The sequence below is a fragment of the Lysinibacillus sphaericus OT4b.31 genome (assembly GCF_000392615.1).
Taxonomy (GTDB): domain Bacteria; phylum Bacillota; class Bacilli; order Bacillales_A; family Planococcaceae; genus Lysinibacillus; species Lysinibacillus sphaericus_B.
In genome coordinates this window covers 1,819,248-1,845,201 of sequence record NZ_KB933398.1, presented here as the reverse complement: position 1 = coordinate 1,845,201, position 25,954 = coordinate 1,819,248, and the positions used below count along the sequence as shown (strand labels likewise).

The following is a 25,954-nucleotide window of genomic DNA, read 5'->3' as shown; positions in this document are numbered from 1 at the left end:
GCATAGACAAATTTTTACATGTAGTTTTGTCACATGCTGCAGTTTTTTAAGCTTTTACTAGTTTTTAATCCCTTTTCAAAAGCCGTAACTACATATTTTATAGTATCGAGAACATTTTAGAAAAGAGGGAAAAAATGATGAACAGACGTAGCAAACTAGGTTTTTGTTATCCTGGCTATAGATACTGCGGACCTGGATGTTCCGGGCCTGGCGAACCAACTAATCCAGTTGATGCATGCTGTAAGTTACATGATGAATGTTATTCACGACATGGTAGAACAAAGTATTGTGATGAATTATTTCAAAAATGTTTATTACCAAAAATCAACCCTCATCACCAAATGGGCCGAGACGCTCGGTTGTTCTACAATATTTTTGCATTACGCAATAAGTTCTTTTAATTTATTTAGGGTGAATCCTGTTTAAGGAAATGTTTATATTGTTTAAAGCTTTATTTTTTGTATAATAAATACAGACGAACTGGAAGGGACTGAATTATGCGCGGATAGCAATATTTTTCATCCAACTCAATAAAAAATTTGGAGGTAAAAGTATTGATAGAACAACTAAGTACTAAAAGATTACTATTAAGAAAAATGGAAGCATCGGACGCACAGGCTTTATTTAAAATTTGGTCTGACCCAGACGTTACGAAATTCATGAATATTTCTAATTTTACACATGAGCAACAAGCAAAAGAGATGATTGAATTACTAAATGAATTAGCATTGGATCATAAAGCAATTCGCTTCACTATTATTGAAACCGCTTCGAATGAAATCATTGGTTCTTGTGGATTTAATTCCATTGACTTTGCAAACGCTAGAGCAGAAATTGGCTATGATATTGCTAAAGCCTATTGGGGGAAAGGTTATGCGCCTGAGGGAATTATGGCATTGATTAATTATGCTTTCACGACTTTAGCATTAAATAGAATTGAAGCGAAAGTAGAGCCAGGAAATGTGAATTCTATAAAAGTTTTAGAAAAGCTCCGTTTCACATTTGAAGGCACTCTCCGACAGTACGAAAAGTCTGACGAGATTTTTCAGGACATCAATAGCTATTCCTTATTAAGAAGTGATTGATTCAGTCATTTTAGATAGTTGCGGTACGTTTAATATATAATAACAGGCTCATCAAAAGTCATTTCACTTTTTGATGAGCCTTAGCTTGTTTAAATACTTTTTTTATTTAATCGGAATCCAAATTTCTGAATATAAATCTGGACTAGATGGATCTTCATCGGTATACACTTCGAGCTCTGCCGAACCTGTAGGCTCATAAGGATTAGATGGGAACCATTCAGAGTAAATTTGCTTCCATGTATTTTGCATAGCAGTTGGCATTGGGCCATGTACTTCAAAAACTACCCATTTTGATGCTGGTACTTCCATTGTTAACAGATCTTCTGGTACATCCCCCGTATGATCAGTCGCAATCCAATAATCCATTAAGCTGTTTTCCTTATAGTTCTTATCTGGTACACAAACACCGAGCACCCCTTTTATTTCCCCATTGTTCAATTTAAATAATGCATCGTCCATACCTTTGTTGTTCATTTCGTCCCAGAACAGCGGAATACCTTGCGTATTCTCCCCATTTTGGCAATTATACGTTCTTTTCACCCCAACAACTTGAAACTTTTCTTTTTCTACAATTTTGTACTTCATTGGTTCTGCTCCCTTCAAGCTCACCTGAATTATCAGGCGGTTGTATGATTGTAATGGTCCTTGCTGTTTTCTTGCTTCGCTAGGTGTTACGTTATGTTGCTTGCGAAACGCTTTTGTAAAAGCCTCAGGAGAGTCATAGCCATATTTGTAGGCGAGATCGATAATTTTGTGTTCTGTATTCAGTAACTCTTGTGCAGCTAAAGTTAATCTTCTACGTCTAATATAATCTGCAATCGACATATCCGTTAAAATAGAAAATATCCGTTGAAAATGAAAGACTGAAGAATTTACCTCTTGTGCGATTTGCTCCATTGTTAAATCATTCAATAAATTTTCTTCCATATAATTAATTGCTTTTTGAATCGACTCTATCCAACTCAATGCCCTCACTCCTTGTTTATAGATTAAAGTATCTGGATTTTATTATCCTGTCATTTTATGCTAACTTTGGACTGGTAAAATTGAAAGAAGTTTCTACTGTTGATCTTGATAAAAATAAAGGTATTTAAGTTAAAACGTTCTCATCTTTCCACTTGGCCGTCTTACTGACCGTTAATGCGGGATAAATTATTAAAGATATTGCAAGGTACTGCTGAAGAAGAAAAGAAATGAGTCGTACCATCTGGTGGTAAAGAAGATCATGTGAATTTTAAGGATTACTGAATTCATGAGATATTTGAAGAAACAGGAGAAGAAGCTACCATTAAAAGAGAGGATTTACAAAAAGAAACTGATGTAGTGAATGTTCGTGGCTTGAAAATCAAAAGAAGAACTAGCCGAGTTAACGTTTTCATTCCCTAAAGATAGAGAATTTTTATTATCAGTATTTAAATAATGAAACAAGCAATGGTATTTGATAAATATTAACTAATCAAAAATTTTCTAAAAATGCTAGTTTTGTTTAATATCCTGTGATAACCTATATTTTACAACAATTACCACATTGAATATTATTAGTGAAAATTCAATGTCAGGTACTAACAAAAGGAGATTTAAAATGTTCTTAAACTTACATATCGAAACTGAAAGGCTCGTGATTCGTCCATATGCCTTAACAGATGTAGACGCATTATATGCCGTCGTTTCTGAGCCAAACTTTTATCAATTCATTCCCGAGGATATCCCTAGTCGAGAAGAAGTACAACGAATAATTCAATGGTCCATTAATTGTAATCAAAAAAACACGCCAACTCACATTCATAAACTTAATCTAGCCATTGTTGAAAAAGAAAGCCAAACCGTAATTGGCTTTTGCGGACTTGGCCCAGATGATGTCAAGCAAACAGAAGTCGAAATTTATTATGGTATTTCGGAGGCATATCGAGGGCGAGGTATTACTTCTGAAGCAACGTATGCTTTAATGGACTATGCTTTTAAAGTCATCGCTTTACCCCGAATAATTGCTGTCGTTCATTCAGAAAACTTGGCATCTATCTGTATCATTGAGAAGCTTGGGATGAGCTATGAATTTACATATAACAATCTCGATCCAACGTTGCATGATTTCGAAGGATTACTAAACTACACGATTGATGCCGAGACATTCCTTTCAAAGCACGGGTAAAGGTTGAATAGTAGTCATTTCGATAGGTTTAGTTCTAGTTGGCTGTCGTCTTTTTGATACTTACCCTTGTTCGTTCTTACCTATCCCATTATGTACCAGTTACGTTTGCAAATGCCTCACCCCTTTTAAACGAAATAGAAAAAGAGACTCCAACAAAACAGGGTTTTTCCCTATCTGTCGTTGCCTCCGGTATTTTCCGTAAAGGTTTATTATTCACCTGTTTGAAAATCTTGTCCGTTCATTAGTACACTGCAACGCCATGTAGGAAAACAAAATCTTATTTATTTTTTTCAGGATCATTTTTAATAAAATAAAAGAATTTAAGCACAACTAGTTCTTACGGATTAAATAATTTCGTAAAATAATCATCTGCAATTGCACGTTCATCTTCCAATACTAATATTGCATTCTGCCTCTCGTCACTCACTTTTAATTATTATAAGATATTCGTTATTTTTCTGTAAGATTTACAAGTTATAGTACGTTTAATTTTACCAACAGAGGAGATAAAAGCAAATGATGACAAAGAGAGTTTTCTTTTATTGATGGTATGCGAGGATTTAGTTTACTTGGGATTTTGCTTGCAAATTTACTTATTTTTCAGTTTGGGATGTACGGTAAGGATGAGCTAAAAAATTTATCAACACTTGATTCAGGGGCCCTGTACTTTGTAAAAGTCTTCATTGAAGGCTCTTCTATGCCCATTTTCTCCATTTTATTTGGCTATTCTCTTATAAAATTAATAGAGTCTATCCGTAAGAAGAAAAATAGGAGTCGATGGTCAATTGTACGTCGTGCAATCGGGCTAATTGCAATCGGTTGGCTCCACTCAAGGTATTTTTGGGAAGGTGATATTTTATCGTATTATGGCATTATAATCTTTTTCTTAATTCCTTTTATTAACCGTAAAGCAAAGACATTATTTATTTGGAGCGGGATATTTTTTGTGTTTTCCACTATAAATTTACTTTTCATTCCTGTGGTGGAGCTATCGAAGAAAGAGCAGCTAAAAATGGATACTTATATTGAAGAGTCCAATGCTGTTTACGCAGATGGGAGTTACTTGGACGTTTATTATTATCGTTTAAATGACATGCCTCCTGGATTCGATGATCCTGTTGATGTAGGTATAATCCAAATATTAGCACCGTTAATGTTTATTTCTCTATTTTTACTCGGCATGGGGCTTGCGAAAAAACGCGCCTTCGAAAATATGGAAATAGAACGAAGATGGTATGCGCTTGGAGCATTGTTTGTTCCACTCGGTCTTATCTGTAAAAGTGTCAGTTTTATAGACAGCATTTTTTCTGGCATGTTACTAATTGGTGGCTCTCTATTATTGTCAATTGGCTACATCTGCTTAGCAGCCCTACTAATCAGTACTCGATTATTACCATTCCTTTTACATGGCTTTGAAAGCGTTGGGAAACTATCGATGACGAATTATTTATTGCAAACCATTATTTGTACATTTGTATTTTACGGATACGGACTTGGTCTATATGGAAAAATAGGTGTATTTTCGGGCATTTTATTCGGCATAACACTCTATAGCTTACAATGCGTGTTTAGCGTTTATTATCTAAAAAGATTTAACCGTGGACCATTTGAAAATGTACTTAGAATATGGACGAATTGGTCCCTAGATGGGCGGATTAAACAAAAGGAGTCCGTTTAAATGAATAATGAAACAGTAAGAGAGCACATGTTTGGGCAATTTTTTTCGCAACATGCTCTTTCAATTTGTTCATTTATCAAGTTATTAATATTGTTCTTATCAAACTGAAAATAAAAATAATTCTTGTGGACAATTTGTGGACAAGAAAATTAAGTCATATGGGCAAATAATAAAGAAGTGCCGGAGCCCTGCATCCCCAACACTCCTTCCTCCCTAATACATCTTCATATATTCATCACGTTCCCAGTCGTGGACGCGTGTGCGGTATTTATTCCATTCAATTTCTTTTGCTGCTGTAAACTTCTCAAAAATATGGTCTCCCAATGCTTCATGTACGATATGATCCATCTCTAGCTCAATTAGTGCATATTCCAGTGAGGACGGCAAGCTATCTATGCCATTCATTTCGCGATCCACACGAGTCATCTTGTAAATATTACGGTCCACTGCGTCCGGTGGTGTTAAGCCTTTCCGAATCCCATCGAGTCCAGAGGCTAAAATTACAGCCATCGCTAAGTACGGGTTTGCTGCTGGATCGACGGAACGTAGCTCAATACGTGTTGAGAGGCCACGTGCTGCGGGTATTCGAATAAGTGGTGAGCGGTTTTGAGCCGACCATGCCACATAGCAAGGTGCCTCATAGCCAGGCACTAAACGCTTATAGGAATTTACTAATGGATTGGTCACTGCTGTGAAGCCATGCACATGCTTCATAATTCCTGCCATAAAGCTGCGAGCTGTTTGGCTTAATTGCAAGTTTGCATTTGCATCGAAGAAAGCATTTTTATCCCCCTCAAAAAGTGAGAGGTTAAAGTGCATACCTGAACCGTTGACGCCGAATAATGGTTTTGGCATGAAAGTTGCGTGTAGACCATGCTGAGCTGCCACCGTTTTCACAACAAGTTTAAAAGTTTGAATGTTGTCACAAGCTTCGATGGCATTTGCGTATTTAAAATCAATTTCGTGCTGTCCAGGTGCAACCTCATGGTGGGATGCTTCAATTTCAAAGCCCATCCCCTCTAATTCTAGGACAATATCACGGCGGCAATTCTCGCCTAAATCGGTCGGTGCTAAATCGAAGTAACCTCCACTATCATTTAACTCAAGTGTTGGATGCCCTTTTTCGTCGAGCTTAAATAAGAAAAACTCTGGCTCCGGCCCTAGATTAAACGAGGTAAAACCTAATTCCTCCATCTCCTTTAGCACACGCTTAAGGTTGGAGCGCGGGTCCCCCTCAAATGGCGTTCCATCCGGTCTTGCAATGTCACAAATGAAGCGCGCCACCTTCCCTTTTTCAGCTGTCCAAGGAAAAATTACGAAAGTATCTAAATCTGGTCGTAAATACATATCTGATTCCTCGATACGCACAAAACCCTCGATTGAGGAGCCATCGAACATGACCTTATTGTCCAACGCCTTCTCTAATTGACTAACGGGTATTTCAACGTTTTTAATTGTTCCCAATATATCAGTAAATTGTAGGCGAATAAATTTCACATTCTCTTCTTTCACCAGGCGGACAATATCTTCTTTTGTATAATGTTTCATTCTTCACCACTCCGATTGTCATTTTTCCTTACATCATATTTATAACTTAATTATAAAATACACTAACCGTTGATTAAAAAGCAATACCTATGTCATGTTTTATTACATAGATTTTTTCGAATAGTATCATCTTTATTTTCGATATATAGATTATTGATATTTTAAAATTAAAACATACTTGCCAGGACTCTTACCTCCTACTCAAATATTGGTAATTTTCCCTTATTTTAAATCACAATCCGCAAGTAGATTATTATAAGAACTTATAAAGTCACTATATATAAGAAATAAGTAGCAGAATATGCAGTTCCCTTCTACTAAAACTAACACTAAAAATTCCATATTTTATATCACAATAGTCTTGTATAATATCTTATTTATTGGTAAATTTATAGCGAATTAGAATTTCGAAATTGCTCGTTCATTTATAGGATTACTAACAAAAAAAGCCGTATATTTTTCATGTGCAGCTAGTACTAACGATACATAAGGCGGTGACAGCAAAGAAGCATGTCAGTATTAATTATCGGAAACGTAAGTAATGATGTATTGCGAATGCAAAAGTATTTTCATCGTTTAGACATCAAAAATATTCATTGCTTTACAACAACAGAAGCGGCAGCAAATTATTTATTAGACGAATTGAAAGAAGAACTCGATTTAATCATCTTGGATACTAAATTAACACTTAAAAATTGCGAGGAAATTTGTCAGCAAATTGAAGAATTACAGCGTTGGATTGATGCCCCCATTCTTCTCTCCACTACATATGAAAAAGCAATTACCATCGACAGGGTCTTCGAGGCAGGCATATTCGATTTCATTTTGAAGCCATTTGATTTCACCCATTTCAAGACAAGAATTCATGTTGCCTTAAAATATCGAGGAGAAGCTAAACTTCGCAAGCAGCAGGAAAGTAGTATACAGAAGGATTTATTTATCGCGAAAAAATTCCAAAAGAATGCACTGTCGCCATCGCTAAATCTCAAACAAATTCAAATAGATGGACTATACGTTACTTCTAATACATTAGGTGGTGACATGTATTATTGGTTTAACATCAACGACGATTTAACAGCTGTACTCCTCTATGATGCGATGGGACATGGAATCGCTGCCTCACTCGTCACTATGTCCATTAAATCGTTACTAAGAGGAATCATACCTAGATTAATCGATCCTGTTGCAGTTATTCACGAACTCAACCATCAAATATATGAATTATTTTCAGATGAGGATATGGACCGTTTTTTAATGACGGCTATTTACATGCTAATTGATACAAAAAACGGCACTCTTCATTATGTCAACGCGGCTCACCCATCTGGTTTTTTATTTGGCAAGTACGGAGAGACTGTGTTCCTGCCAGCTAGTACGCCAATCTTAGGTCTTTTTCCGACTATTCAAGTCAACAAAAAAACGATCCCTTTATCTGGTTGGCATCGTATTATTCTTTATACGGATGGTTTACTTACACTCAACGAAGAGCAATTAGTAGATTTTGATTTTTTTCATTCCTATGCATCTCAAGACAATGCCTATGCCCTACTAAAATTTTCACAAAAATACGATTTATTTGAAAATGACTATAGCGATGATATAACAGTCGTTTCAGTAACGATAACATTACAAGGTAGGTGATTGAAGTTGGAATTCACGCTCAATGTAAAACCTAATATGCAGGCTATCCAATTTGTTGATCAAGTAATGGAAAATTATATGAATGTCTATAATCTTCCTTATCAAAAAGAATTACGATTTGTTGTGCATGAATTAGTGATTAATGCTGTCGAAGCCATGAATATGAACGACGCATATGCCCAAGAAAAAATTCAAGTACACGTTACCCAAACGGACGAAGATATCAAGGTAACAGTCATGGATGAAGCAAAAGGAATCGCTGAGAATGATTGGGAAAAGGTCTTTCAATTTGATTTACACGATCTCACCTCTTCAGATCGGGGACGAGGTTTATTTTTTGTAAAAAATATGGTCGATGCTATTTGGTTTGAAAATGTAACAGAAACAAAATTTTTAGTTGGTATTTCAAAGAAAATTCATGCGTAATGTAAAATAGGAGGAATTCTAATGAAATTGACAATCCGAAAAAAAATGACCTTGCTCACATTCACTTGCATTTTACTTCTCACTTCACTTCTAGCCGGAATTAATTATTATGGCTCGAAAAAAAATCTATTAGAAAGTGCCAATACAAAACTTTTATCAGATGTTCAATTAAGCTATCAATTTTTAGATGCGAAAATACCTGGAGAATGGAAAATTGTCAACAATCAATTATACAAAGGTGATGTCAGCATGGTTGAAAATTTTGAAGTTGCTGATATAGTTGGTGAGCTAACAAACGGAAACGTCGTCTCTATTTTTCAAAACGATACCCGAATTAGTACAAATATTGTGGAATCTGGGGAACGAGCTCTCAATACAAAAGTTTCCGACGAGGTAGCTAGCGTTGTACTCGGGCAAAAAAAGCGTTTTATTGGCTCAGCGAATGTTTTAGGAAGCTTGCATCAAGCAGCCTATGACCCTATTTTAGATAGCAAAGGGGATGTTATTGGTGTATGGGCAACAGCTGTCCCGACTGCACCATATATAACTATTGCTACTAAATCAGCATTAAGTAATGTCGTAATTTCATTAGGAATTGCTATTTTAATTATTGTATGTATTAGCTGGTTTTTACAACGACAGATTATTACACCTATCAATATACTTAGTGCAAATGCCAAAGACCTTGCCAATTTAAATTTAAACGTTAAATTATTAAATCCTAAAGGAAAAGATGAAATTACTGATTTAGCACAATCCTTCAGTGATATGAAAAACCACTTAACCGAAATGATAACAATTGTAGCTGGTAGCGCCAACCAAATAGCAAGCTCTTCTCACTCATTAGCAGAATCATCACATCAAACAAGTGAGGCAGCTAGCCAAATTGCCTTAACTATGAATGAAATAGCAGTTGGTACCACTACACAATCCGATCAAGCCGAGAGAATAGTCAGTATGATGCAAAAAACGATTGATGAAGTAGCTCATAGTTTACAAAAGGCCGAGGAAACTTTAAATAACGCAGTAGATTCTACACATATTGCTCGTAAAGGGGACGAGGCTATCAATGATGCCATCAAACATTTGAGCGCGGTGACACAAACAGTCTCTTATGCTACTGACTCTATTCAAAAGCTCGGAAAGCGCTCAGAAGAAATTGGCGGTATTATCACAGTTATCACAGGCATTGCCGAGCAAACAAATCTCCTTGCCCTCAATGCAGCTATTGAAGCAGCACGAGCAGGCGAGCAAGGGAAAGGCTTTGCAGTGGTAGCATCAGAGGTTCGCCAGTTAGCAGAGCAGTCTGGTTTGGCTTCAGGTCAGATAACGAACTTAATTAATGATATTCAAGCAGAAACATCTGTGACTGTTCGTACAATGGAAAGTAACTTACTTGCCGTAGAGGAGCAAGTGACGATCATTAATAAAGGGGGAAGTGCCTTAAAAGAGATTGTTGAAAAGGTAGTAAAAACCGAAGAAGGCGTTGAGCAAATGAAAGCGGCATTCGTTCTAGTAAACGACAATTCTCTAGGGGTCCAGCAAGCTGTTCAAGATATATCACGAATTATTGAAGATTCAGCAGCTGCTACTGAAGAAATTGCAGCAACATCGGAAGAACAATACGCAACTGTTGCAGAAATCACTCAAAGTTCAGACGAATTAGCTTCAATCGCCAATCAATTACAGAATGAAGTGAATAAATTCAAATTTTAGTCTTAAGAAAAAAACCAAACACGAAAAGAAAGATGGAGGCGCTATAGTATGGCTCAAAAGAAAATTTCAATGGATATTAACACAAAGGCTAATTATATTGTCATTACCTTTACTGGTGATTTGGAATATGGGCTAATCGAGGATATTAAAAAAGATCTTCAGGCTCTAAAATTAGAAACAATGCATGGATACATTATCGATATGCAAAAAGTAACGAATGTTGATAGTACAGGCTTTGGCATGATTGTCAATTTCGCCAAGAAAGTATCGATAAAAGAAAAAAGAATTGCCATCATTGTCGTTGATGACTTTATTCGTAACTTATTTGCTATTTCTCAATGTGACAAAATCTTTCCGATTGCACAAAGCGAGGATGAAGCCAAACAGATCATTAAAGAAGGCTGGTCTGGCGAATTATCGCTAAGTGAGTATTAATCTTTTTCAAACCAAAAATGCAGGGCGTATTCAACTTATTGAGTACGCTCTGCATTTTTAATTTAATATTGCAACAGCATGTTTAACATGACAACCACAATGACAATCGGAACGACAATGAGCATTAGCAAGCGGTATGTCATAAAATACCCTTGTCCCATTTGACTGCCCATCAGTAATTCTTTTTTCACAAATTCCTTATCAACCACATAGGCAATAAAAATCGCAATTAATAAGTTGCCTAATGGCAGCATTAAATTCGATACTAAAAAGTCTGTCGCATCAAAAATTGTTTTTCCAAAAATCGATACATCTGCTAAAAGACTCGAAGATAAAGCTGATGGAATTGCAGCTATAAATACAACCACACCGAGTAACAACGTCAATGAAGTACGTGACATATGCCATTTTTCAATCAATGCCGCAACGATTATTTCATATAAACTAAAGGACGATGTTAGCGTAGCAAATAAAAACAGCAATAAAAATATCGCTAAAAATACTTCACCGAACGGCATTTGACTAAAGGCTGTTGGCAACACCATAAATAATAATCCTGGTCCTGATGCTGGCTCTAAATCGAAGGCAAAAACAACAGGAAAAATCGCGAGTCCGGCAAAAAATGACACGAGCACAGTCAGTATAACAACAGACCCCGCTGAATTGGGTAGGCTCACATCCTTTTTCAAATATGAGCTATACGTCACAAGACATGAAAATCCGACGGCTAAGCCAAAGAATGATTGACCTAAAGCCTCTAGGAGCGCCTTCCCTGTAATATGTGAAAAGTCCGGCCACAAGAAGAATTTAACACCCTCCATCGCCCCATCTAACGTTAACGCACGCACGACAAGTACAATAAACATTACAAATAATAATGGCATCATCCACTTATTTGCTTTTTCAATTCCATTTTGCACACCGAGTGAAATGACCAGTACATTTACCAGCGTAAACAACCCTAAACCGAGCAATGTTATCCAAGGCGTACCAATAATCTTCCCAAATAGCTCACTCGGATTAAGTGTAGGTTCAATAACTGCCCCCGACACACCAAGGCCGCTATAAATAAAAATCCAGCCCCCTACTACACTATAAAAAGTTAATAGCAGAAAACAACCAAGCACACCCATACGGCCAATCCATGCCCAGCCTCGCTTCTTTGGTACCACTTTTTTATACGCCGTTACAGCCTCTGACTGTGTACCACGCCCTAATATATATTCCGATAAAAGCATCGGCAAACCAATTAACAATGTAAATAGCACAAAAATAAGGAAAAATGCACCACCGCCACTTTGACCTGTGACATACGGCAACTTCCAGATTGCACCTAGCCCAATTGCCGCCCCTGCCGATGCTAAAATAAACCCTAACTTACTGGACCACTGTCCGTTCTTTTGACTCATCTCTTCAAACTCCTCAACATTCTAAACTCACACTTATTGTACATGAAATTAAGATTTACGACTAGACAATGTAAAGTCGGTCAGCAAATTATCCATTGTTTTGCACTGTTTTCCGTCTTTTCGAGCATTTTATCTGTTACATTGAGCGCCCTATCCATCACTTTGGACTTTTTATCCGCCACTTTAGCCCTTTTATCCGTCACTTCTCTCCTTTTATCCGTCACTTTTCACTTTCTATCCGCCGCTTCTCCCTTCTATCCGTCACGCCCACATAGCCTATAAAAAAACCTCGAGCATCTACATACTCGAGGTTGAATCTATTATTTTGGTAAATACATTTGACGTTGACGTTCAATCCATTTACGCATTGTTGTAAATAGTAATGCCATAATTGCGGTTAATAAAATACCTTTTACAATGTTAAACGGTAAAATTCCTGCTACAATCATTGTATATAGAGAATCTCCAACGACTGGCTCCATGCCTAAGAAGTAAGTATACATTGGTAAAAATACGGCATAGTTTAGAAGACTCATCCCTACTGCCATTACAATTGTTCCAGCAACTAAACCTCCGACAAGACCTGTAACTGTTTTAAAACGATTAAAGATAAACGTTACTGGCAATATAAATAGAATGCCTGTCGCAAAGTTTGCAAGATGACCAACCGGTACTCCTGTTGGTGTGCCCGAGAAAATCCAATCTAGTACATTTTTAAATAATTCTACTAAAATACCCGCTACCGGTCCCATTGTGATCGCTGCAATAAGCGCAGGCATATCACTGAAATCCACTTCTAGAAACGCTGGAAATGGTGGAATTGGAAAATTAAAAAGCATTAGTAAAAACGAAATACTACTCAGCATACCAATCGTAATAAACGATTGAAGTTTTACATTTTTCTTCATTGTAAAGCTCTCTCCTCTTTGCTGATTCGATCTCGCAAGAAGAAAGGCAACGATGCTATCAATTCCTGTTCACGAAAAAACCCCTATGCATAACTAGCATAAGGGAGAATAGGCAAGGTTAAAAAACGCCATTATTAGCTATTCGTTTGCGCCCTTTGTACAGAATCCCACACTGAAAAAACGCTCGTATATAGCTAAATTCGCAACATCGAATGACGATCGTACCTCCATCTTCTCCCATCCAGACTATAACTGTCGGCCTTGGATTCACACCAAGTCAGCCATGCAAAAAAAGATTTGCACAGGTCGCGGGCTGAAGAATGTTGGAGTAAATCATTCGAGCTACTGTAGTTTTATGCTACAATAGCGATTTACCATTCTATTACCGCCGGTCGGGATTTTCACCCTGCCCCGAAGATGAATCAATATTATTTTATCTTACAGCTTTACTATAATGAATTATTAACAAAAAGTAAATACTTCTGCTTAAAAAATCCGATTAAGTTTGTATGTATTAAGGCAGTGCGTTGTCGATAGGCTAACATCTTGTGTTTTCCCACCCCACCGTTTTCAATATTTTATCCTTTGGCATAAAAAACAGCTACCCATTCTTGGATAGCTGTTCAGTCATTACTGCATATACTGTTTATTTGCTCCGACAGGCATTGGTAAGTACTTTGTTAAATCAAATCCCTCCCAACTATCCTGTACAACATTATCTAAGCGCAATTTTTTATCGAAGCTCGCAGCAGTTAGCATCATCGCCTCAACTAACTGCGTCGCACGAAGTGCATCCAGTGTCGTTAGATCAAGAGGCGCATCAAAAGTTACGACGACACCATCCGCTTCTTCCTTCACCGTGTAAGTCACATTTTCTGGTACTGCTGGCACATAGACATCATCGTTTTTTTGACGCATCCCCGTGAGTGCCTCTGTTACAGTTGAATACGTTTTACGGAAGTCTGGCGCTAAATATTGCGTTCCGTTTGTTTCCGTATATAAATAATAATTATAATGCTCTTTTTGCGTCAATGTCATTGGCTCACTCGATTCACCAGCTTGCGAGAACTCATATGCCGTGCCATCTGCATTTTCAAAAGCAATTTCCTTATAATCAGAATCTGAGAATGTATCCTTCAAAGACCTTAAATATTTACTTACCGATGCAGAAGCGACATCGTAATCATTTTTTTCTGGTAATACATGCACAAGCGTATCACCTTGTTCTTTTAACTCACCCTTGTAAGGATGGTAGTTTTTAAAGCCGTTTGCTTCCTCATCAATTTGTGGTGCGTATTTTTCATACATTTGTAAAGATGTTGGCTTTTCCTTGCCAAAATCAGCGGCAACGCGCTCATTCGGAATAATATACGTCATGGGCACACTCTCCGCTGCTTTTCCACCAGCTAAACCAATACGGAAGACGACAGCATCTGTTAAATCTTCTTCGTAAACGGATGTACGGAGCGACATCATCCGAGTATGTTCGGCAACGATACTGGAATCCATTACATTGTCGTTACTTTCAACATCTTTTGTAGCTTGGTCAGCTTGCAATGTAGAAAAAGCTGCACTATCAGGAGTTGCCTGATTATTAGTCGATTCATTATTGTTAACAAACACGGACCCCGCTATTAAAGTCAGGACAAAAACAGCCGCAACACTCATAAATATAGGCATTTTTCTATTTTTACGTTTTTTAATGGGCAAATCATTGCTCGCAGCTTGTGTAGGTTCATGCTGTTGATTTGGCCCTTGCGTTGTTATTTGAGTCTCAATTGGTTCTTGCACGGCTTCTTGAAGATGGATATTATCCTGCAAGCGTGCATCTGCCAGCAAACGTTTCAACACTTCGTCTTTCGAACGGTGGTCAGAAAGCTTAGGGGCATTGTTCAATACATTGTCAAGTTGGTCATCGTCAAACTGTTTATGAGTCATTGCCGTTTCGCCTCCTGTTCACTAACCGGTTGTAACTGTTGTCTTAAAAACTTAATAGCACGATGCTGGGTCGTTTTTACCTTTGCTTCTGTCCAATCTAATATTTGCGCTGTTTCAGCAATGGATAAGTCTTGAAAGAAGCGCATAATAATGACCATTTTTTGATCGCCCGTACAGTTTTCAAGTGCTGACTCTACCTGCAAAAATTCATCACTGGCCTGTAGCATTTCTTCCGGTGATGGTGTGGTTGAATGTAGCTGTTCCGTTTCCCAGTCAAAAAAATCAAGTGAATGTTTTTGCCGTACTGCCTGCTTTCTAAAATGGTCGATAGCGACGTTTTTTGCAATAGCAAATAGCCATGTTTTCTCACTACTATTCCCTGCAAAATTGTCATATGAGCGCAGCACACGAACGTACACCTCATGCGCTAAATCTTCAGCAAGTGTACGGTTTTTCACTAAATAAATAAGGAACTGGAACACGTCTTGATGGTATACATCGTATAGTCGATGGAACACGGAGTCATTCAAAGCACTCCACCCCCGTTCTTATAGTATTTGTCGTCTAACTTTCACAGAAGTTACACTTCATCTATCTCTATATTGCCATTTTGTTTTTTCACTATAATAAACTATTAGTAGCTGCCATTGCGCACAAATCTATGTGCCGTTTCGATGTTAACCCATTCCACAATGAAAAGTTAATCGAATGGTAAATAAAACGTGAAAGTCGTACCTTCTTTTAATACACTATCAACCATAATAGTTCCTGAATGTGCCTTGACAATATTTCTAGCAATAGCGAGTCCAAGTCCTGTTCCACCTTTAGAACGTGTACGTGCCTTATCTGCCTTATAGAAACGTTCAAAGACATACGGTAAGTCATCCTGAGGAATACCATGTCCTGTATCCTGGACAGAAATCTTGGCAAAGGTTGGCTCCTTCTCCACTTTCACTGTTACTGAGCCCTCATCCGTATGACGCAGTGCATTATCAACTAAGTTGGTTAACACTTGCTCAATGCGGTCTTCATCTATGCTAATAATGGCATCATCATTAAATTCACTATCAAAAATTAGTTGAACATGCTTTTCCTTTGCGACTTGCGCAAATTTTTGCGTTATACGCTCAAATGTCGAGTTGATGGGTAGCTCATCTTTGTAGAGCGCCATATGTCCAGATTCCATACGCGCAAGGTCCAATAAGTCTGTAACTAGACGTCCCATCCGCTTTGATTCATCGTAAATAATCTTTGTCATTTCATTGCGTTCTTCTTGATCTTGAATAAAATCATCCATTAAGGCTTCAGAGTAGCCCTGAAGCATCGCAATCGGCGTGCGTAACTCATGTGACACATTGGCAATAAAATCTGATCGCAGCTTTTCTAGACGATGCTGCTCTGTCATATCACGAATAACTGCCACCGCCCCACGTATCAATTCCCCACTATAGAGCGGGCTAATCGTAAACGTGTAATAATTCCCATCCATTTCAATTTCCTCTTCAAGCTTATCTTCAAACATCAGTACATGATCGAGCATATGATACAATTCAGGTGGAATAGGCTTTGCACTTTGTGAACCCTTATTGATAAACCATTTTTGCATTAAACGCTCAGCAGGTGGATTGCTCAGTAATATTGTACGATCACGATTAAACGTAATAACGGCATCCGTCATCGAAGTCAGGATATTGGACAATTGTTCATTTTCTTGATTGATGACCTCTAAATTGTGTTTCAACTGGCGGCCCATTTGGTTAAAAGCAACGGCGAGCTGACCAATTTCATCATTTTGTGTGGTAGGCATTTTCGCTTCGAAGTTTCCTTTGGAGATTTCAAAGGCCAATTCACGCATTTTACGCAATGGCGAAGTAATACGTGAAGATAGGAAAAATGCAAAGAATGTCGTTAAGACAAAGGCTATAAATGCCGCTAAAAAGACAATTTTCGTCGTCTCTTTCGATGTTTTATGTAGTGCATCCGGACTTTGATAAATAAAGACTGCACCGTGTACTTCATTTTCCACATTTAGAGGGAAGCCGAGCACGACATACGACTCCATTTTATCTTTGTCTGTTGAGGATGGCATCATCATTTCCTTAATGACAGGTTCATCTGATTGAAAAATTTCATGGAAAGTTTTGTTGGCTAATATCGTATCTTGAATTTCTTTTTTGTTGACGCCCTCTTGCATAGCAAATGATACTTCGACATGATTGATTGCAATGAGTGCATTCGTGCTATCTGGTAAAATATCTGTTAATAATTCCGAAGTCGTTTCAGCTGTTTCATTATCATCCACTATACTCGCGACTGTTGCAGCAGTTTGACGAAGTGAAATCTCTGCTTGCTGCATATGATAGTTTTGAAGAAATTCAAGCATTAAAACCGTGAAAACAAATAATACAAATGAAACGAGAAGCAATATGGTTACCCATAGCTTCCCGACAACACTATTCCATATTCTATTCATTGACAACCTCAAATTTGTAACCAACGCCCCAAACTGTGACAATCATTTTCGCAGCGTTTTCTGATACACGATTGAGCTTTTCACGTAAACGTTTTACATGTGTATCAACTGTACGTAGGTCCCCAAAGAAATCATAATGCCAAACTTCTTTAAGTAATTGTTCACGGTCAAATACTTTGTCTGGAGATTTTGCTAGGAAATACAGTAGTTCATACTCTTTTGGTGTTAAATTTACTTCGATGCCCTCTGCCGTTACACGGTGAGCATCATGATCGATCATTAAGTGTTGGAATACAACTAAATCTTTTGAAGTAGATGCACTCGTCGTCGGTGAGAATGCTTGTGAGCGGCGTAAAATTGCCTTCACACGTAGAACAACCTCACGAGGACTAAATGGTTTTACAATATAATCATCTGCACCAAGCTCGAAACCTTGCACTCGATTCGCTTCCTCGCCCTTGGCAGTTAATAAGATAATTGGGGTTGCAGCACGCTCTCGGATTTCTGCACACACTTCAAGCCCGTCTTTTTCAGGCATCATAATATCAAGTAAAATACAGTGATACTCTTTCTCTAAAGATTTCTCGATCGCTTCTTCACCATTCTCTGCTTCGTCAACTTGGTATCCTTCACGCTCTAAATACATTTTTAATAAGCGGCGAATACGATCCTCGTCGTCTACTACTAATACTGAAATATTTTCTGACACTGTCACGATCCCTCTCTTCCAATCTTTCTCTACCCTCTATTGTACATGGTACTTTACGTCTTGAAAAGAAAAGAAAGCCCTTTCGCTGCGGCGAAAAGGCTTTTCGTTTCCCGTTTACGCGTAGGAGTGTAAACCTGCAAGAATTAGGTTAACAGCAATGAGGTTAAATAGAATAATACCGAAACCAATTAATGCTAACCAGGCAGATCTTTCACCTTCCCAGCCTTTTGATAGGCGTAGGTGTAGGAATGCTGCATAGAATAGCCATGTAATAAGCGCCCACACTTCTTTTGGGTCCCAACCCCAGAAGCGACTCCACGCAATTTGCGCCCAAATCATCGCAAAGATTAATGCACCTAACGTGAAGACTGGGAAACCAATTAATACCGAGCGGTAACCGATTTCATCTAGTAGTTGTAAGTTTACTCGTTTGACAAGCGGTTGGAATATTGCACTAATTCGACGACGTGCAATTAAGCGAATCAATAAGTATAGAATTAAACCTACTAACAATGACCAAACAACCGTTGTTAATTTTTTTGCATTGATAATGCCATGCATTTCCACTAATGGCGACATACCGTGTTCTTCTACCGCCTTAAATTCATTCATGCCAAAAATTGGCGGCATATTGTAGGTAATTTGACGATCCTTACCTTCTTTATCTACATAAGTGTACGTTGATTCATAATCCATAGCACTAAATATCGTTGTGACAAGCACAAAGCCAACAACAACGATGATGCCAAACATGACCGCTTCAAGCCAGAAGCGTTGCTTTGAAGGTTTTTTCACATCAACCACTTTTAATAAATATATAAGCCCTGCCACCGCACTGATTGCTAGTATCGATTGTCCTAAAGCGGCAGTAATTACGTGAATTGTTAACCAGTGACTTTGCAATGACGGTACTAGTGGACTAACTTCATTCGGGAACATCGCTGCGTAAGCAATGATTAACAATGCTACAGGTAATGCCACCAAACCAAGAGCCGTCATACGATAAATAAAGTATATTAAAATGAATGCTGCCACGATGAACATTCCGAAGGCAGTCGTAAATTCAAACATATTACTTACAGGCGCATGCCCTGTATGAATCCAACGTGTAATAAAATAGCTAAGCTGTGCAAGGAATCCAAGTATTGTTACGACTATCGCGAGCTTGCCCCATTTATCAGTGTTATTGCCTGTCGCATTCGATTGTTTAATCGCACCACCGAACAGTAATGTTGCCACTAGATAGGCTATAAATGCAACAAATAATAGATTTCCACTTAAGTCAATCAAACTCATAAGGTGTTGTCACCTTCCTTTTCATTAATGCCACTATCTGTGGACTGTTCGCCTTCTTCTGTCTTCTCTAACTGATCTATATATTGCGGTAGACCAGCAAAGGCAGTCACGGCATCTAAATCTTTTTTCATGCTAAACATATTTTTGTTTACATGCGCAGCCATTACCACACGACCATCAGGTTCTACTTGTAGCCATAGACGTCGGTGATTCCAATAAGACCCAATAGCTACACCAATCATGAAAATAATTCCACCAACAAATAAAATAGGAATTGTGCGGTCTTTACGAACTGTAAATCCAGACATATCACGTGTTTCCACACTTACAAATTTCATTTTGTATTGGTTTTCACCAAGTGGCTCAATTGTATTTTTTATCTCAACAAAGCTTGTTTCGCCCTCTGGTGTTTCTGGTGTCGTCATATCAAATAAAAATGCCGGATTATTTGGAACGGACGTTGCCGTTTGTGGTACACCATCTTCAAACCCAGAGAAGTCTGGTGTGTAGAGAAGTAGTTTTACAGATACACCATTTCCTAAATCATACTCTTTTTTAGGATTGGTTAAATCAATTTCTACAGTACCAAATGATTGCTCAGTTGCTTTATTTATTAATTGAAAATTCATTTGCTTCAATTCGTTGAGACGATAGTCCATTTGGTAGACAGCAAACCCTTCTTCTTTTAATGGGTGATTGACACGAATCGAATAATCTCTTACTTTTTCAAGATTTTCTGTATCGCCAGCAATCGCGTTTTCATGTTGTTTGTATAATGTAATATCTGTTTGGAAGTTTTTCGCAACAACATTCACGCCTTGCTTAAGCTGTTCACCTTGTGGTGTATTATCATGTGTTTCTAAAATAAAATCACGATTTTCAATAAAATAACCGTCCATGCCAGTAACTGCACGTGTTTCACCTTCACGAACCCATATCGATTCATCGACATAGAAACCAGGGACTAAACGTAGCATAACCCCGCCTAAAAAGAGAATTAGGCCGACATGGTTTATGTACGGACCGTAACGAGAAAAACGACCTTTTTCTGCAAGAAGTGCACTGCCATCTCGTCGAACATTATATTTCATCTCGGTCATTTTCTTTTCAACCTTATCAAGCGTGTCTGCTGCGCTTGCTGTTACTTGTCCCTCTGCAACAATACGCTGACGCTTCATGAAACTTTCATGGCGTTTGACACGTTGATTTTTTAATGACTTATAAAGTGGTAATCCACGGTCTAGACTGGCAATAATAATGGATACGCCAAGCATCCCAACCAAAATTTGGAACCACCAAGAGCTATATAAATCAGAAAGCCCTAATGCATAATAAACTTTACCGAATATTCCATATACGTCTTCGTAATAAGCCTCTTTGTTCACGTCCGAGGCATTTACGTAAAACTCTTGCGGTAGTAATGTTCCGATTGAAGCAGCAATCAATGTGATAATAATTAACGATATCCCAACTTTTACACTTGAGAAGAAATTCCAAATCTTATCAACAATCGATTTGTTGTAAGTTTTAGAGCGAATAGCGGTACCATCATATCGCATGTCGACCACTTTATTTTGCTTTTCTTCTTCAGTTAAAGGACGACCACATTTTTCACATAGCTTCGTGCCGTATGGGTTACTATGACCACAAGCACAAGTGATATTTTCCATCGTCATTTACTCCTTATTCTGGCTTTACTAATTCCATGTAAGAAGCGATATTCGCCTCCGACATTTCACCTGTAATAATTTTTGCTACCTTACCTTCTGGATCAATCATAATGGTAGCTGGTAAATTTCCGACGTTATACGCAGTCATAACGCTCTTCGTTTTGTCGATAACTACTGGAAATGATAATTCATATTTATCAACAAAGCTTTGCACTTCGAAATCTGTTTGTGCAATGTTCACAGCTAACGTTTGTACACCTTGATCTTTATAGATTTGGTATTGGTTGTCCATTGCAGGCATTTCCTTTTCACAAGGCTTACACCACGTTCCCCAGAAGTTCAAAAATACCCCCTGTCCTCTATAATCAGACAGTTTATGTTTTTCACCGTTTAAATCTACTAACGTGAAGTCTGGTGCTTCAGAGCCAACTGCTACTAACTCTACTTTCTCCTTTGTTGCCGTTCCGTATACTGTGTAACCAATCGCTAGCGCTAAAATTACTAAAATAACTGTTCGTGTTACGAGACGTTTCTTCTTTTTCTCCAAGTTAATAACCTCCCTCTTAATTACCCCTCGGAGTAATTTCCGCCGACGCTCTTGCTTTCACACTGAAAAACACGCGTCCACATTATAAATTACGTACCTACCGATTCGCTTTCGGTCTTAAAGAATTACTGCTGCCACTATTTTTAGCAAAAAAAATATCTGTGACAGCTGCGAGGATTTAATTTTATTCAGCATTGATGCTGGACGAAATTAAATAAGGTGTACTATTCTCACCTATTATAGCAAAATGATACAAATTAGCTTAGCTATTTATTATGAATGATTTATGAACGTTTTCACCACAAAGAAAGTGAAAAACACACTATACGTATAGCGGTATGTTCACTTTCTTCATCAAATGTTCATTTAGCCGAGCTGTCCAGTTTCAGCTAACACACGTAGTTGCTTCACTTCATGCTTGGACAATTCACGGTATTCTCCTGGTGTTAGGGCATAAAGATCTAAAAAGGCAAAGCGCTCACGTTTCAGCTTGACAACAGGTGTACCGATTGCCTCGAACATGCGACGTACTTGGCGGTTACGCCCTTCATGAATAGTAATTTCACAAATTGCCTTACCCGCTTGCTCGTCAAAAGATGTCATACTCACTTTCGCTGGCGCTGTTTTGCCATCCTCTAACTGAATACCACGCTGTAGCTTTTTTAAGCCTTCGATTGTTGGCACACCTTTGACACGTGCAATGTACGTTTTGTCAATTTTAAACTTAGGATGTGTCAACATATAGGAAAATTCACCATCATTTGTCAATAGCAATAACCCAGATGTATCATAATCAAGACGTCCTACTGGAAAAATACGTTGCGGAATATGCTTAAATAAATCTGTGACAGTTTTGCGTCCTTTATCGTCCGTCACAGCTGAAATCGTACCGCGTGGTTTATAGAGTAAATAATATACTTTATCCTCTTTTTCAAGTTTTACGCCTTCAACCTCAATTGTATCTGAGTTAGCCACCTTTGTGCCAAGCTCACGTACCACAACACCGTTGACCTTTACTTTACCTTCTACTATCAATTGCTCCGCTTTACGCCTTGATGCAACACCTGCATAAGCAATGACCTTTTGTAATCTTTCCATTGTTTCACCTCTAGTTTAAATTCACCTTGGCATCCGCCAAAAACCTTCACTTTCATTCATATAAAGCATAAGGTTATTTTTCCCGTTAATCTGTGAAAATTATGTCATACTTTTGTTCATTATTAAAGGAAAACTAATTATACACAAGTAATACGAGTATTCGAAATAGTTTATCATTTACTGGTTTCTCTCTAATTTGTAGTTGACGTTGATCTATATTCCCCTTGTTTTTCCATTTATATCGAAAGATGCTTTAACACATTGCTGTCGTAAATAGGCTAATTTTTATTGTGAAAAGCACCGTTAAAAAATGAATGGCCTGCGAAATAGCATTCACTGCAAAAAAGCCACCACTATGGTAACTGTTCAAGATTATTCATTTTGGAGCAAATTTATTTTCAATGAGGGTGCCATTACGTTTGAGAGGAATTAAAAAAACAGCGCATCGCTTTTAACGATCCGCTGATTCTACAATTACAGGAGTTGCATAAATACGTTCTTCGCCGATAAAAATGGAAAGTACAGCTTCCTTGCGTTTTCTAGAAACCTGTAGCACTTGCCTTACTGCCGCTTTTTCCTCTTTGTTTAACTGCAAACGAATCGGTTGCTCTAAACGAATGGCCAGTTTATCGTTCACATTATATTTGCCCTTCTTCACAACCGTCTCCATGTTGTAATTTTGCCACACTGAATTGGCTAAACCTCGGTGTATATTCCAGTCATCCGATTCATTTAATGTGACAACGATACAGGTTTGCCCGTCCTTTTGAAAGGCGGTTGCGAGTGTGCGTCCTGCTACCTTTGTAAAGCCAGTCTTTCCTGCAAAGGCAGAACCTGTTGCAGATTTCAATGAACTGACAGGCTGCTCTGCCTCGTCATCTATTTCAGTTGCAACCCCTGAACCTTCTCGTAGTAACCGATGTTTATTTTCCCACAACATGCCATTTACTGTATTTGCTCGATATAAGACCGTTGAAGCAATCTTTTCAAAGGTTTTATTTTGAAGTGCAACCCGTAACATTTCAGCCGTATCCCTCGCAGATGATAAATGCTGGTCATGATGTAAACCAGACGGATTCATAAAAACTGTATTCGTGAGACCGGCAATCAGAGCTCGTTCGTTCATTAAACGTACAAATCCTTCAACAGATCCACCTACGTGCTCGGCTAATGCAGTTGCCGCATCATTGCCTGAACGTAACATTAAACCATGTAACAGTGTTTCTACAGTAACTGTTTCACCTGCCTGCAAGTAAATGGATGATCCCTCAGCCATCGCAGCGTTCGGTGATATTACCACCTCATCTTGAAGGTCACTATTTTCAATAGCGACAAGTGCCGTCCAAATTTTTGTTAAGCTTGCGATCGGCAGTCGTGCATCACTATTTACACCTTTTAAAACACGACCAGTATCACCATCCAAGACGACATGTCCGCTACCACCTCTTGCCACACCGGTTGCCGGAAACATCAAAAACCCCACTAACAACATCAACACCATAAGACGTACTAACCGAAGCAACGAGCCACTCCTTATTAAATGATTTGAAATTATTGGTTCTTATTTTCAGTTTAAATCAAAGCACATCTACCTGAGGTCCTATAGAATTTCGTATGAAAGTAAAAGAACTTACACTCACTTTGGGTGCTCAACACAAAAGATCATTTCCTCATAACAACCATTTTTGTGGTCAACGCTTGTAGAAGATAACGGAGCACTATGCCTTTTTTCTAACGTTACTTTACGCCACTAAATGTTTCTTGGAATTTCGTCATAAATAAATCGGTTTCTTGCTCTGTTTCACCTTGTTCCTCCTCAGGTAAAGGAGGCATTTCTTCAATACTATTTAAACCAAAGTAGTTTAAGAACTCTTTTGTTGTGCCATATAAAATGGCACGTCCTGTTCCTTCTGAACGGCCTACCTCTTTGACAAGCCCTCTTGAGGCCAGTGTTTGCAATGGTCGCTCACATTTCACGCCGCGTAAATCCTCAATAGCAACGCGTGGGATTGGTTGCTTATATGCCACAATAGCCAATACCTCAAGTGAGGCCTGGGATAATGATTGCGCTGTTGGATTCTCTACTAATCTTTGAATTGTATCAGCTAGCTCATGCTTTGTCGTTAACTGATACACCCCTGCAATTTCTTTTATGGTAATGCCTCTAGCCGAATCTTCGTCGTATGTTGTACGCAGTGATTCCATTGTTTGTGCAACAAATTCTTCTGCCTCACTCAATAGTTGCGCTAATTGCTTTATAGTTAAGCCATCATCTCCAACGACAAATAATAAAGCTTCTATTCTACTTTGTAGTATCATTGTTTTCTTCATCATCCCATTCCTCCTTCTGTAATGTGACCATTAGTTCTTCAAAATTACCGTCCTGCTGTACGATGACCACTTGGCGTTTCATCAGCTCTAGTAAGGATAAAAACGTCAAAATAAGCGTTGGCTTATCTTCATAGGGGAAAAGCTCGAAAAATGACGCACGTCCACCTGTCGAACGTAATGAATGAACAACAGAACGCATTTGATCCCTCACTGAACGCTCTTGCCTAGCAACAGTCGTCTTTAGTGGCTTTTTTAATTTTTTTCTGCGCATCAGCTTTTGAAAAGCCCCGAGCATATCATAAATATTGACGTTCAAATCAAATAACGCCATTTGCTCATCTGAAGCTAATCCAGATAAGTCTGCTGGTGGTCGCGTAAACACCTGTGCCCGATCGGACTCAAGCTCTTGCAAGTTACTTGCCGCCTCTTTGTATTTCTTATATTCTATTAATCGTTGTACAAGTTCTTCACGAGGGTCGGGTCCGTCAACTTCTAAATCGGCATCCTCTAGCTCTCCTTCATGAATCGGTAATAACATACGGCTTTTAATGGCCAACAGCGTTGCGGCCATCACTAAGTACTCACTCGCCTCATTTAACTCTAGTACCTGCATAGCATGTATATGGTCGATATATTGTTGTGTAATTTCAGCCATTGGAATATCATAGATATCAATTTCCAATCTGTGAATTAAATGCAATAATAAATCAAGAGGCCCTGAAAAGGCTTCTAATTTTACTTCATAAGACATTGTTTACCACCCTGACATTCTTTCAATTACGCCTCCATTTAGTTGTCGTCCTTGCGGAGCAAAAACAACTACGACATCAGTTGGAAGCTTCAATTTTATGCAATACGTGCCTAAAAACCAACTGCATAAAGTTAAGTTCACGTTTT

Annotated in this window: 23 protein-coding genes and 1 riboswitch; of the genes, 8 read left to right on the top strand and 15 right to left on the bottom strand. The window is 38.3% G+C overall.

The annotated features are described in order from the left end of the window. Positions 1 to 134 precede the first annotated feature (134 nt). Together H131_RS23530 and H131_RS08410 are read left to right on the top strand one after the other, a co-directional pair. Positions 135 to 401 (top strand): Parvovirus coat protein VP1-like protein, encoded by a 267-nt coding sequence (locus H131_RS23530; protein ID WP_329600434.1) that lies wholly within the window; start codon positions 135 to 137, stop codon positions 399 to 401. Between the two features lie 153 nt (positions 402 to 554). Further along, complete coding sequence (locus H131_RS08410) at positions 555 to 1,085, top strand: GNAT family N-acetyltransferase (protein WP_010858674.1); 531 nt, start codon at positions 555 to 557, stop codon at positions 1,083 to 1,085. Between the two features lie 102 nt (positions 1,086 to 1,187). On the opposite strand, the gene H131_RS08405 is transcribed toward H131_RS08410, so the two are convergent. Next, a complete protein-coding gene (locus H131_RS08405) occupies positions 1,188 to 2,051 on the bottom strand; it encodes an AraC family transcriptional regulator (protein WP_010858673.1) in 864 nt (287 codons plus the stop codon). Positions 2,052 to 2,667: 616 nt separating this feature from the next. Between H131_RS08405 and H131_RS08400 the strand changes: the two genes are divergently transcribed. Together H131_RS08400 and H131_RS08395 are read left to right on the top strand one after the other, a co-directional pair. After that, positions 2,668 to 3,234, top strand: coding sequence for a GNAT family N-acetyltransferase (locus H131_RS08400; RefSeq protein WP_010858672.1), 567 nt, complete (start codon positions 2,668 to 2,670; stop codon positions 3,232 to 3,234). A 550-nt stretch (positions 3,235 to 3,784) separates the two neighbouring features. Then, the gene (locus H131_RS08395) at positions 3,785 to 4,912 is read left to right on the top strand and encodes a DUF418 domain-containing protein (protein ID WP_010858671.1); all 1,128 of its coding nucleotides are present in this window, start codon (positions 3,785 to 3,787) and stop codon (positions 4,910 to 4,912) included. A gap of 213 nt (positions 4,913 to 5,125) precedes the next feature. On the opposite strand, the gene glnA is transcribed toward H131_RS08395, so the two are convergent. Continuing rightward, complete coding sequence (glnA, locus tag H131_RS08390; protein WP_010858670.1) at positions 5,126 to 6,460, bottom strand: type I glutamate--ammonia ligase; 1,335 nt, start codon at positions 6,458 to 6,460, stop codon at positions 5,126 to 5,128. A gap of 555 nt (positions 6,461 to 7,015) precedes the next feature. Between glnA and H131_RS08385 the strand changes: the two genes are divergently transcribed. Genes H131_RS08385 through H131_RS08370 form a run of 4 tightly spaced genes read left to right on the top strand, consistent with a single transcriptional unit; the run spans position 7,016 to position 10,678 of the window. After that, positions 7,016 to 8,101 (top strand): SpoIIE family protein phosphatase, encoded by a 1,086-nt coding sequence (locus H131_RS08385; RefSeq protein WP_230491832.1) that lies wholly within the window; start codon positions 7,016 to 7,018, stop codon positions 8,099 to 8,101. Next, a complete protein-coding gene (locus H131_RS08380) occupies positions 8,102 to 8,527 on the top strand; it encodes an ATP-binding protein (protein ID WP_230491831.1) in 426 nt (141 codons plus the stop codon). A 21-nt stretch (positions 8,528 to 8,548) separates the two neighbouring features. Further along, positions 8,549 to 10,243, top strand: coding sequence for a methyl-accepting chemotaxis protein (locus tag H131_RS08375; RefSeq protein WP_010858667.1), 1,695 nt, complete (start codon positions 8,549 to 8,551; stop codon positions 10,241 to 10,243). 48 nt (positions 10,244 to 10,291) lie between these two features. After that, on the top strand, positions 10,292 to 10,678 hold the full coding sequence (locus H131_RS08370; protein WP_010858666.1) for an STAS domain-containing protein: 387 nt from the start codon (positions 10,292 to 10,294) through the stop codon (positions 10,676 to 10,678). Between the two features lie 62 nt (positions 10,679 to 10,740). Here the strand turns inward: H131_RS08370 and H131_RS08365 are convergent, their stop codons facing one another. The 13 genes from H131_RS08365 to H131_RS08305 all read right to left on the bottom strand — a co-directional run bounded on the left by H131_RS08365 (position 10,741) and on the right by H131_RS08305 (position 25,808). Next, positions 10,741 to 12,087: a sodium-dependent transporter gene (locus H131_RS08365; RefSeq protein WP_010858665.1), complete on the bottom strand. Its 1,347-nt coding sequence runs from the start codon at positions 12,085 to 12,087 to the stop codon at positions 10,741 to 10,743. Between the two features lie 320 nt (positions 12,088 to 12,407). Then, positions 12,408 to 12,995 carry an ECF transporter S component gene (locus H131_RS08360; protein ID WP_010858664.1) on the bottom strand — a complete coding sequence of 196 codons (588 nt, stop codon included), beginning with the start codon at positions 12,993 to 12,995 and terminating at the stop codon, positions 12,408 to 12,410. 225 nt (positions 12,996 to 13,220) lie between these two features. Then, positions 13,221 to 13,418: riboswitch (FMN riboswitch) on the bottom strand. Positions 13,419 to 13,625: 207 nt separating this feature from the next. Next, a complete protein-coding gene (locus tag H131_RS08355) occupies positions 13,626 to 14,933 on the bottom strand; it encodes a hypothetical protein (RefSeq protein WP_010858663.1) in 1,308 nt (435 codons plus the stop codon). Further along, on the bottom strand, positions 14,930 to 15,463 hold the full coding sequence (gene sigX, locus H131_RS08350; RefSeq protein WP_010858662.1) for an RNA polymerase sigma factor SigX: 534 nt from the start codon (positions 15,461 to 15,463) through the stop codon (positions 14,930 to 14,932). The genes H131_RS08355 and sigX overlap by 4 nt, the downstream gene beginning before the upstream one ends. A 170-nt stretch (positions 15,464 to 15,633) precedes the next feature. Continuing rightward, on the bottom strand, positions 15,634 to 17,406 hold the full coding sequence (locus tag H131_RS08345) for an ATP-binding protein (protein ID WP_010858661.1): 1,773 nt from the start codon (positions 17,404 to 17,406) through the stop codon (positions 15,634 to 15,636). Beyond that, positions 17,399 to 18,115 carry a response regulator transcription factor gene (locus H131_RS08340; protein WP_010858660.1) on the bottom strand — a complete coding sequence of 239 codons (717 nt, stop codon included), beginning with the start codon at positions 18,113 to 18,115 and terminating at the stop codon, positions 17,399 to 17,401. The genes H131_RS08345 and H131_RS08340 overlap by 8 nt, the downstream gene beginning before the upstream one ends. Positions 18,116 to 18,229: 114 nt before the next feature. Then, a complete protein-coding gene (gene ccsB, locus H131_RS08335) occupies positions 18,230 to 19,411 on the bottom strand; it encodes a c-type cytochrome biogenesis protein CcsB (protein WP_036129992.1) in 1,182 nt (393 codons plus the stop codon). Further along, entirely contained in the window at positions 19,408 to 21,081 is a 1,674-nt protein-coding gene (gene resB / locus H131_RS08330) for a cytochrome c biogenesis protein ResB (RefSeq protein ID WP_010858658.1), read from the bottom strand. The genes ccsB and resB overlap by 4 nt, the downstream gene beginning before the upstream one ends. Positions 21,082 to 21,094: 13 nt before the next feature. Next, complete coding sequence (resA, locus tag H131_RS08325; RefSeq protein WP_010858657.1) at positions 21,095 to 21,628, bottom strand: thiol-disulfide oxidoreductase ResA; 534 nt, start codon at positions 21,626 to 21,628, stop codon at positions 21,095 to 21,097. Positions 21,629 to 21,994: 366 nt separating this feature from the next. Beyond that, complete coding sequence (locus H131_RS08320; protein ID WP_010858656.1) at positions 21,995 to 22,726, bottom strand: pseudouridine synthase; 732 nt, start codon at positions 22,724 to 22,726, stop codon at positions 21,995 to 21,997. 451 nt (positions 22,727 to 23,177) lie between these two features. Further along, the gene (locus H131_RS08315; protein WP_051112139.1) at positions 23,178 to 24,248 is read right to left on the bottom strand and encodes a D-alanyl-D-alanine carboxypeptidase family protein; all 1,071 of its coding nucleotides are present in this window, start codon (positions 24,246 to 24,248) and stop codon (positions 23,178 to 23,180) included. A gap of 215 nt (positions 24,249 to 24,463) precedes the next feature. Continuing rightward, positions 24,464 to 25,057, bottom strand: a complete 594-nt coding sequence (gene scpB / locus H131_RS08310; RefSeq protein WP_010858654.1) for an SMC-Scp complex subunit ScpB — start codon at positions 25,055 to 25,057, stop codon at positions 24,464 to 24,466. Next, positions 25,029 to 25,808, bottom strand: coding sequence for a segregation/condensation protein A (locus tag H131_RS08305; RefSeq protein WP_010858653.1), 780 nt, complete (start codon positions 25,806 to 25,808; stop codon positions 25,029 to 25,031). The genes scpB and H131_RS08305 overlap by 29 nt, the downstream gene beginning before the upstream one ends. Positions 25,809 to 25,954: the final 146 nt, after the last annotated feature.

Excerpts from the sequence above, each read along its gene's own strand:
- H131_RS23530 (WP_329600434.1), top strand. The coding sequence starts at position 135 with ATGATGAACAGACGTAGCAAACTAGGTTTTTGTTATCCTGGCTATAGA.
- H131_RS08400 (WP_010858672.1), top strand. The coding sequence starts at position 2,668 with ATGTTCTTAAACTTACATATCGAAACTGAAAGGCTCGTGATTCGTCCA.
- H131_RS08395 (WP_010858671.1), top strand. The coding sequence starts at position 3,785 with ATGCGAGGATTTAGTTTACTTGGGATTTTGCTTGCAAATTTACTTATT.
- glnA (WP_010858670.1), bottom strand. The coding sequence starts at position 6,460 with ATGAAACATTATACAAAAGAAGATATTGTCCGCCTGGTGAAAGAAGAG.
- H131_RS08385 (WP_230491832.1), top strand. The coding sequence starts at position 7,016 with ATGCAAAAGTATTTTCATCGTTTAGACATCAAAAATATTCATTGCTTT.
- H131_RS08375 (WP_010858667.1), top strand. The coding sequence starts at position 8,549 with ATGAAATTGACAATCCGAAAAAAAATGACCTTGCTCACATTCACTTGC.
- H131_RS08370 (WP_010858666.1), top strand. The coding sequence starts at position 10,292 with ATGGCTCAAAAGAAAATTTCAATGGATATTAACACAAAGGCTAATTAT.
- H131_RS08365 (WP_010858665.1), bottom strand. The coding sequence starts at position 12,087 with ATGAGTCAAAAGAACGGACAGTGGTCCAGTAAGTTAGGGTTTATTTTA.
- H131_RS08360 (WP_010858664.1), bottom strand. The coding sequence starts at position 12,995 with ATGAAGAAAAATGTAAAACTTCAATCGTTTATTACGATTGGTATGCTG.
- H131_RS08355 (WP_010858663.1), bottom strand. The coding sequence starts at position 14,933 with ATGACTCATAAACAGTTTGACGATGACCAACTTGACAATGTATTGAAC.
- H131_RS08345 (WP_010858661.1), bottom strand. The coding sequence starts at position 17,406 with ATGAATAGAATATGGAATAGTGTTGTCGGGAAGCTATGGGTAACCATA.
- ccsB (WP_036129992.1), bottom strand. The coding sequence starts at position 19,411 with ATGAGTTTGATTGACTTAAGTGGAAATCTATTATTTGTTGCATTTATA.
- resB (WP_010858658.1), bottom strand. The coding sequence starts at position 21,081 with ATGGAAAATATCACTTGTGCTTGTGGTCATAGTAACCCATACGGCACG.
- H131_RS08320 (WP_010858656.1), bottom strand. The coding sequence starts at position 22,726 with ATGGAAAGATTACAAAAGGTCATTGCTTATGCAGGTGTTGCATCAAGG.
- scpB (WP_010858654.1), bottom strand. The coding sequence starts at position 25,057 with ATGAAGAAAACAATGATACTACAAAGTAGAATAGAAGCTTTATTATTT.
- H131_RS08305 (WP_010858653.1), bottom strand. The coding sequence starts at position 25,808 with ATGTCTTATGAAGTAAAATTAGAAGCCTTTTCAGGGCCTCTTGATTTA.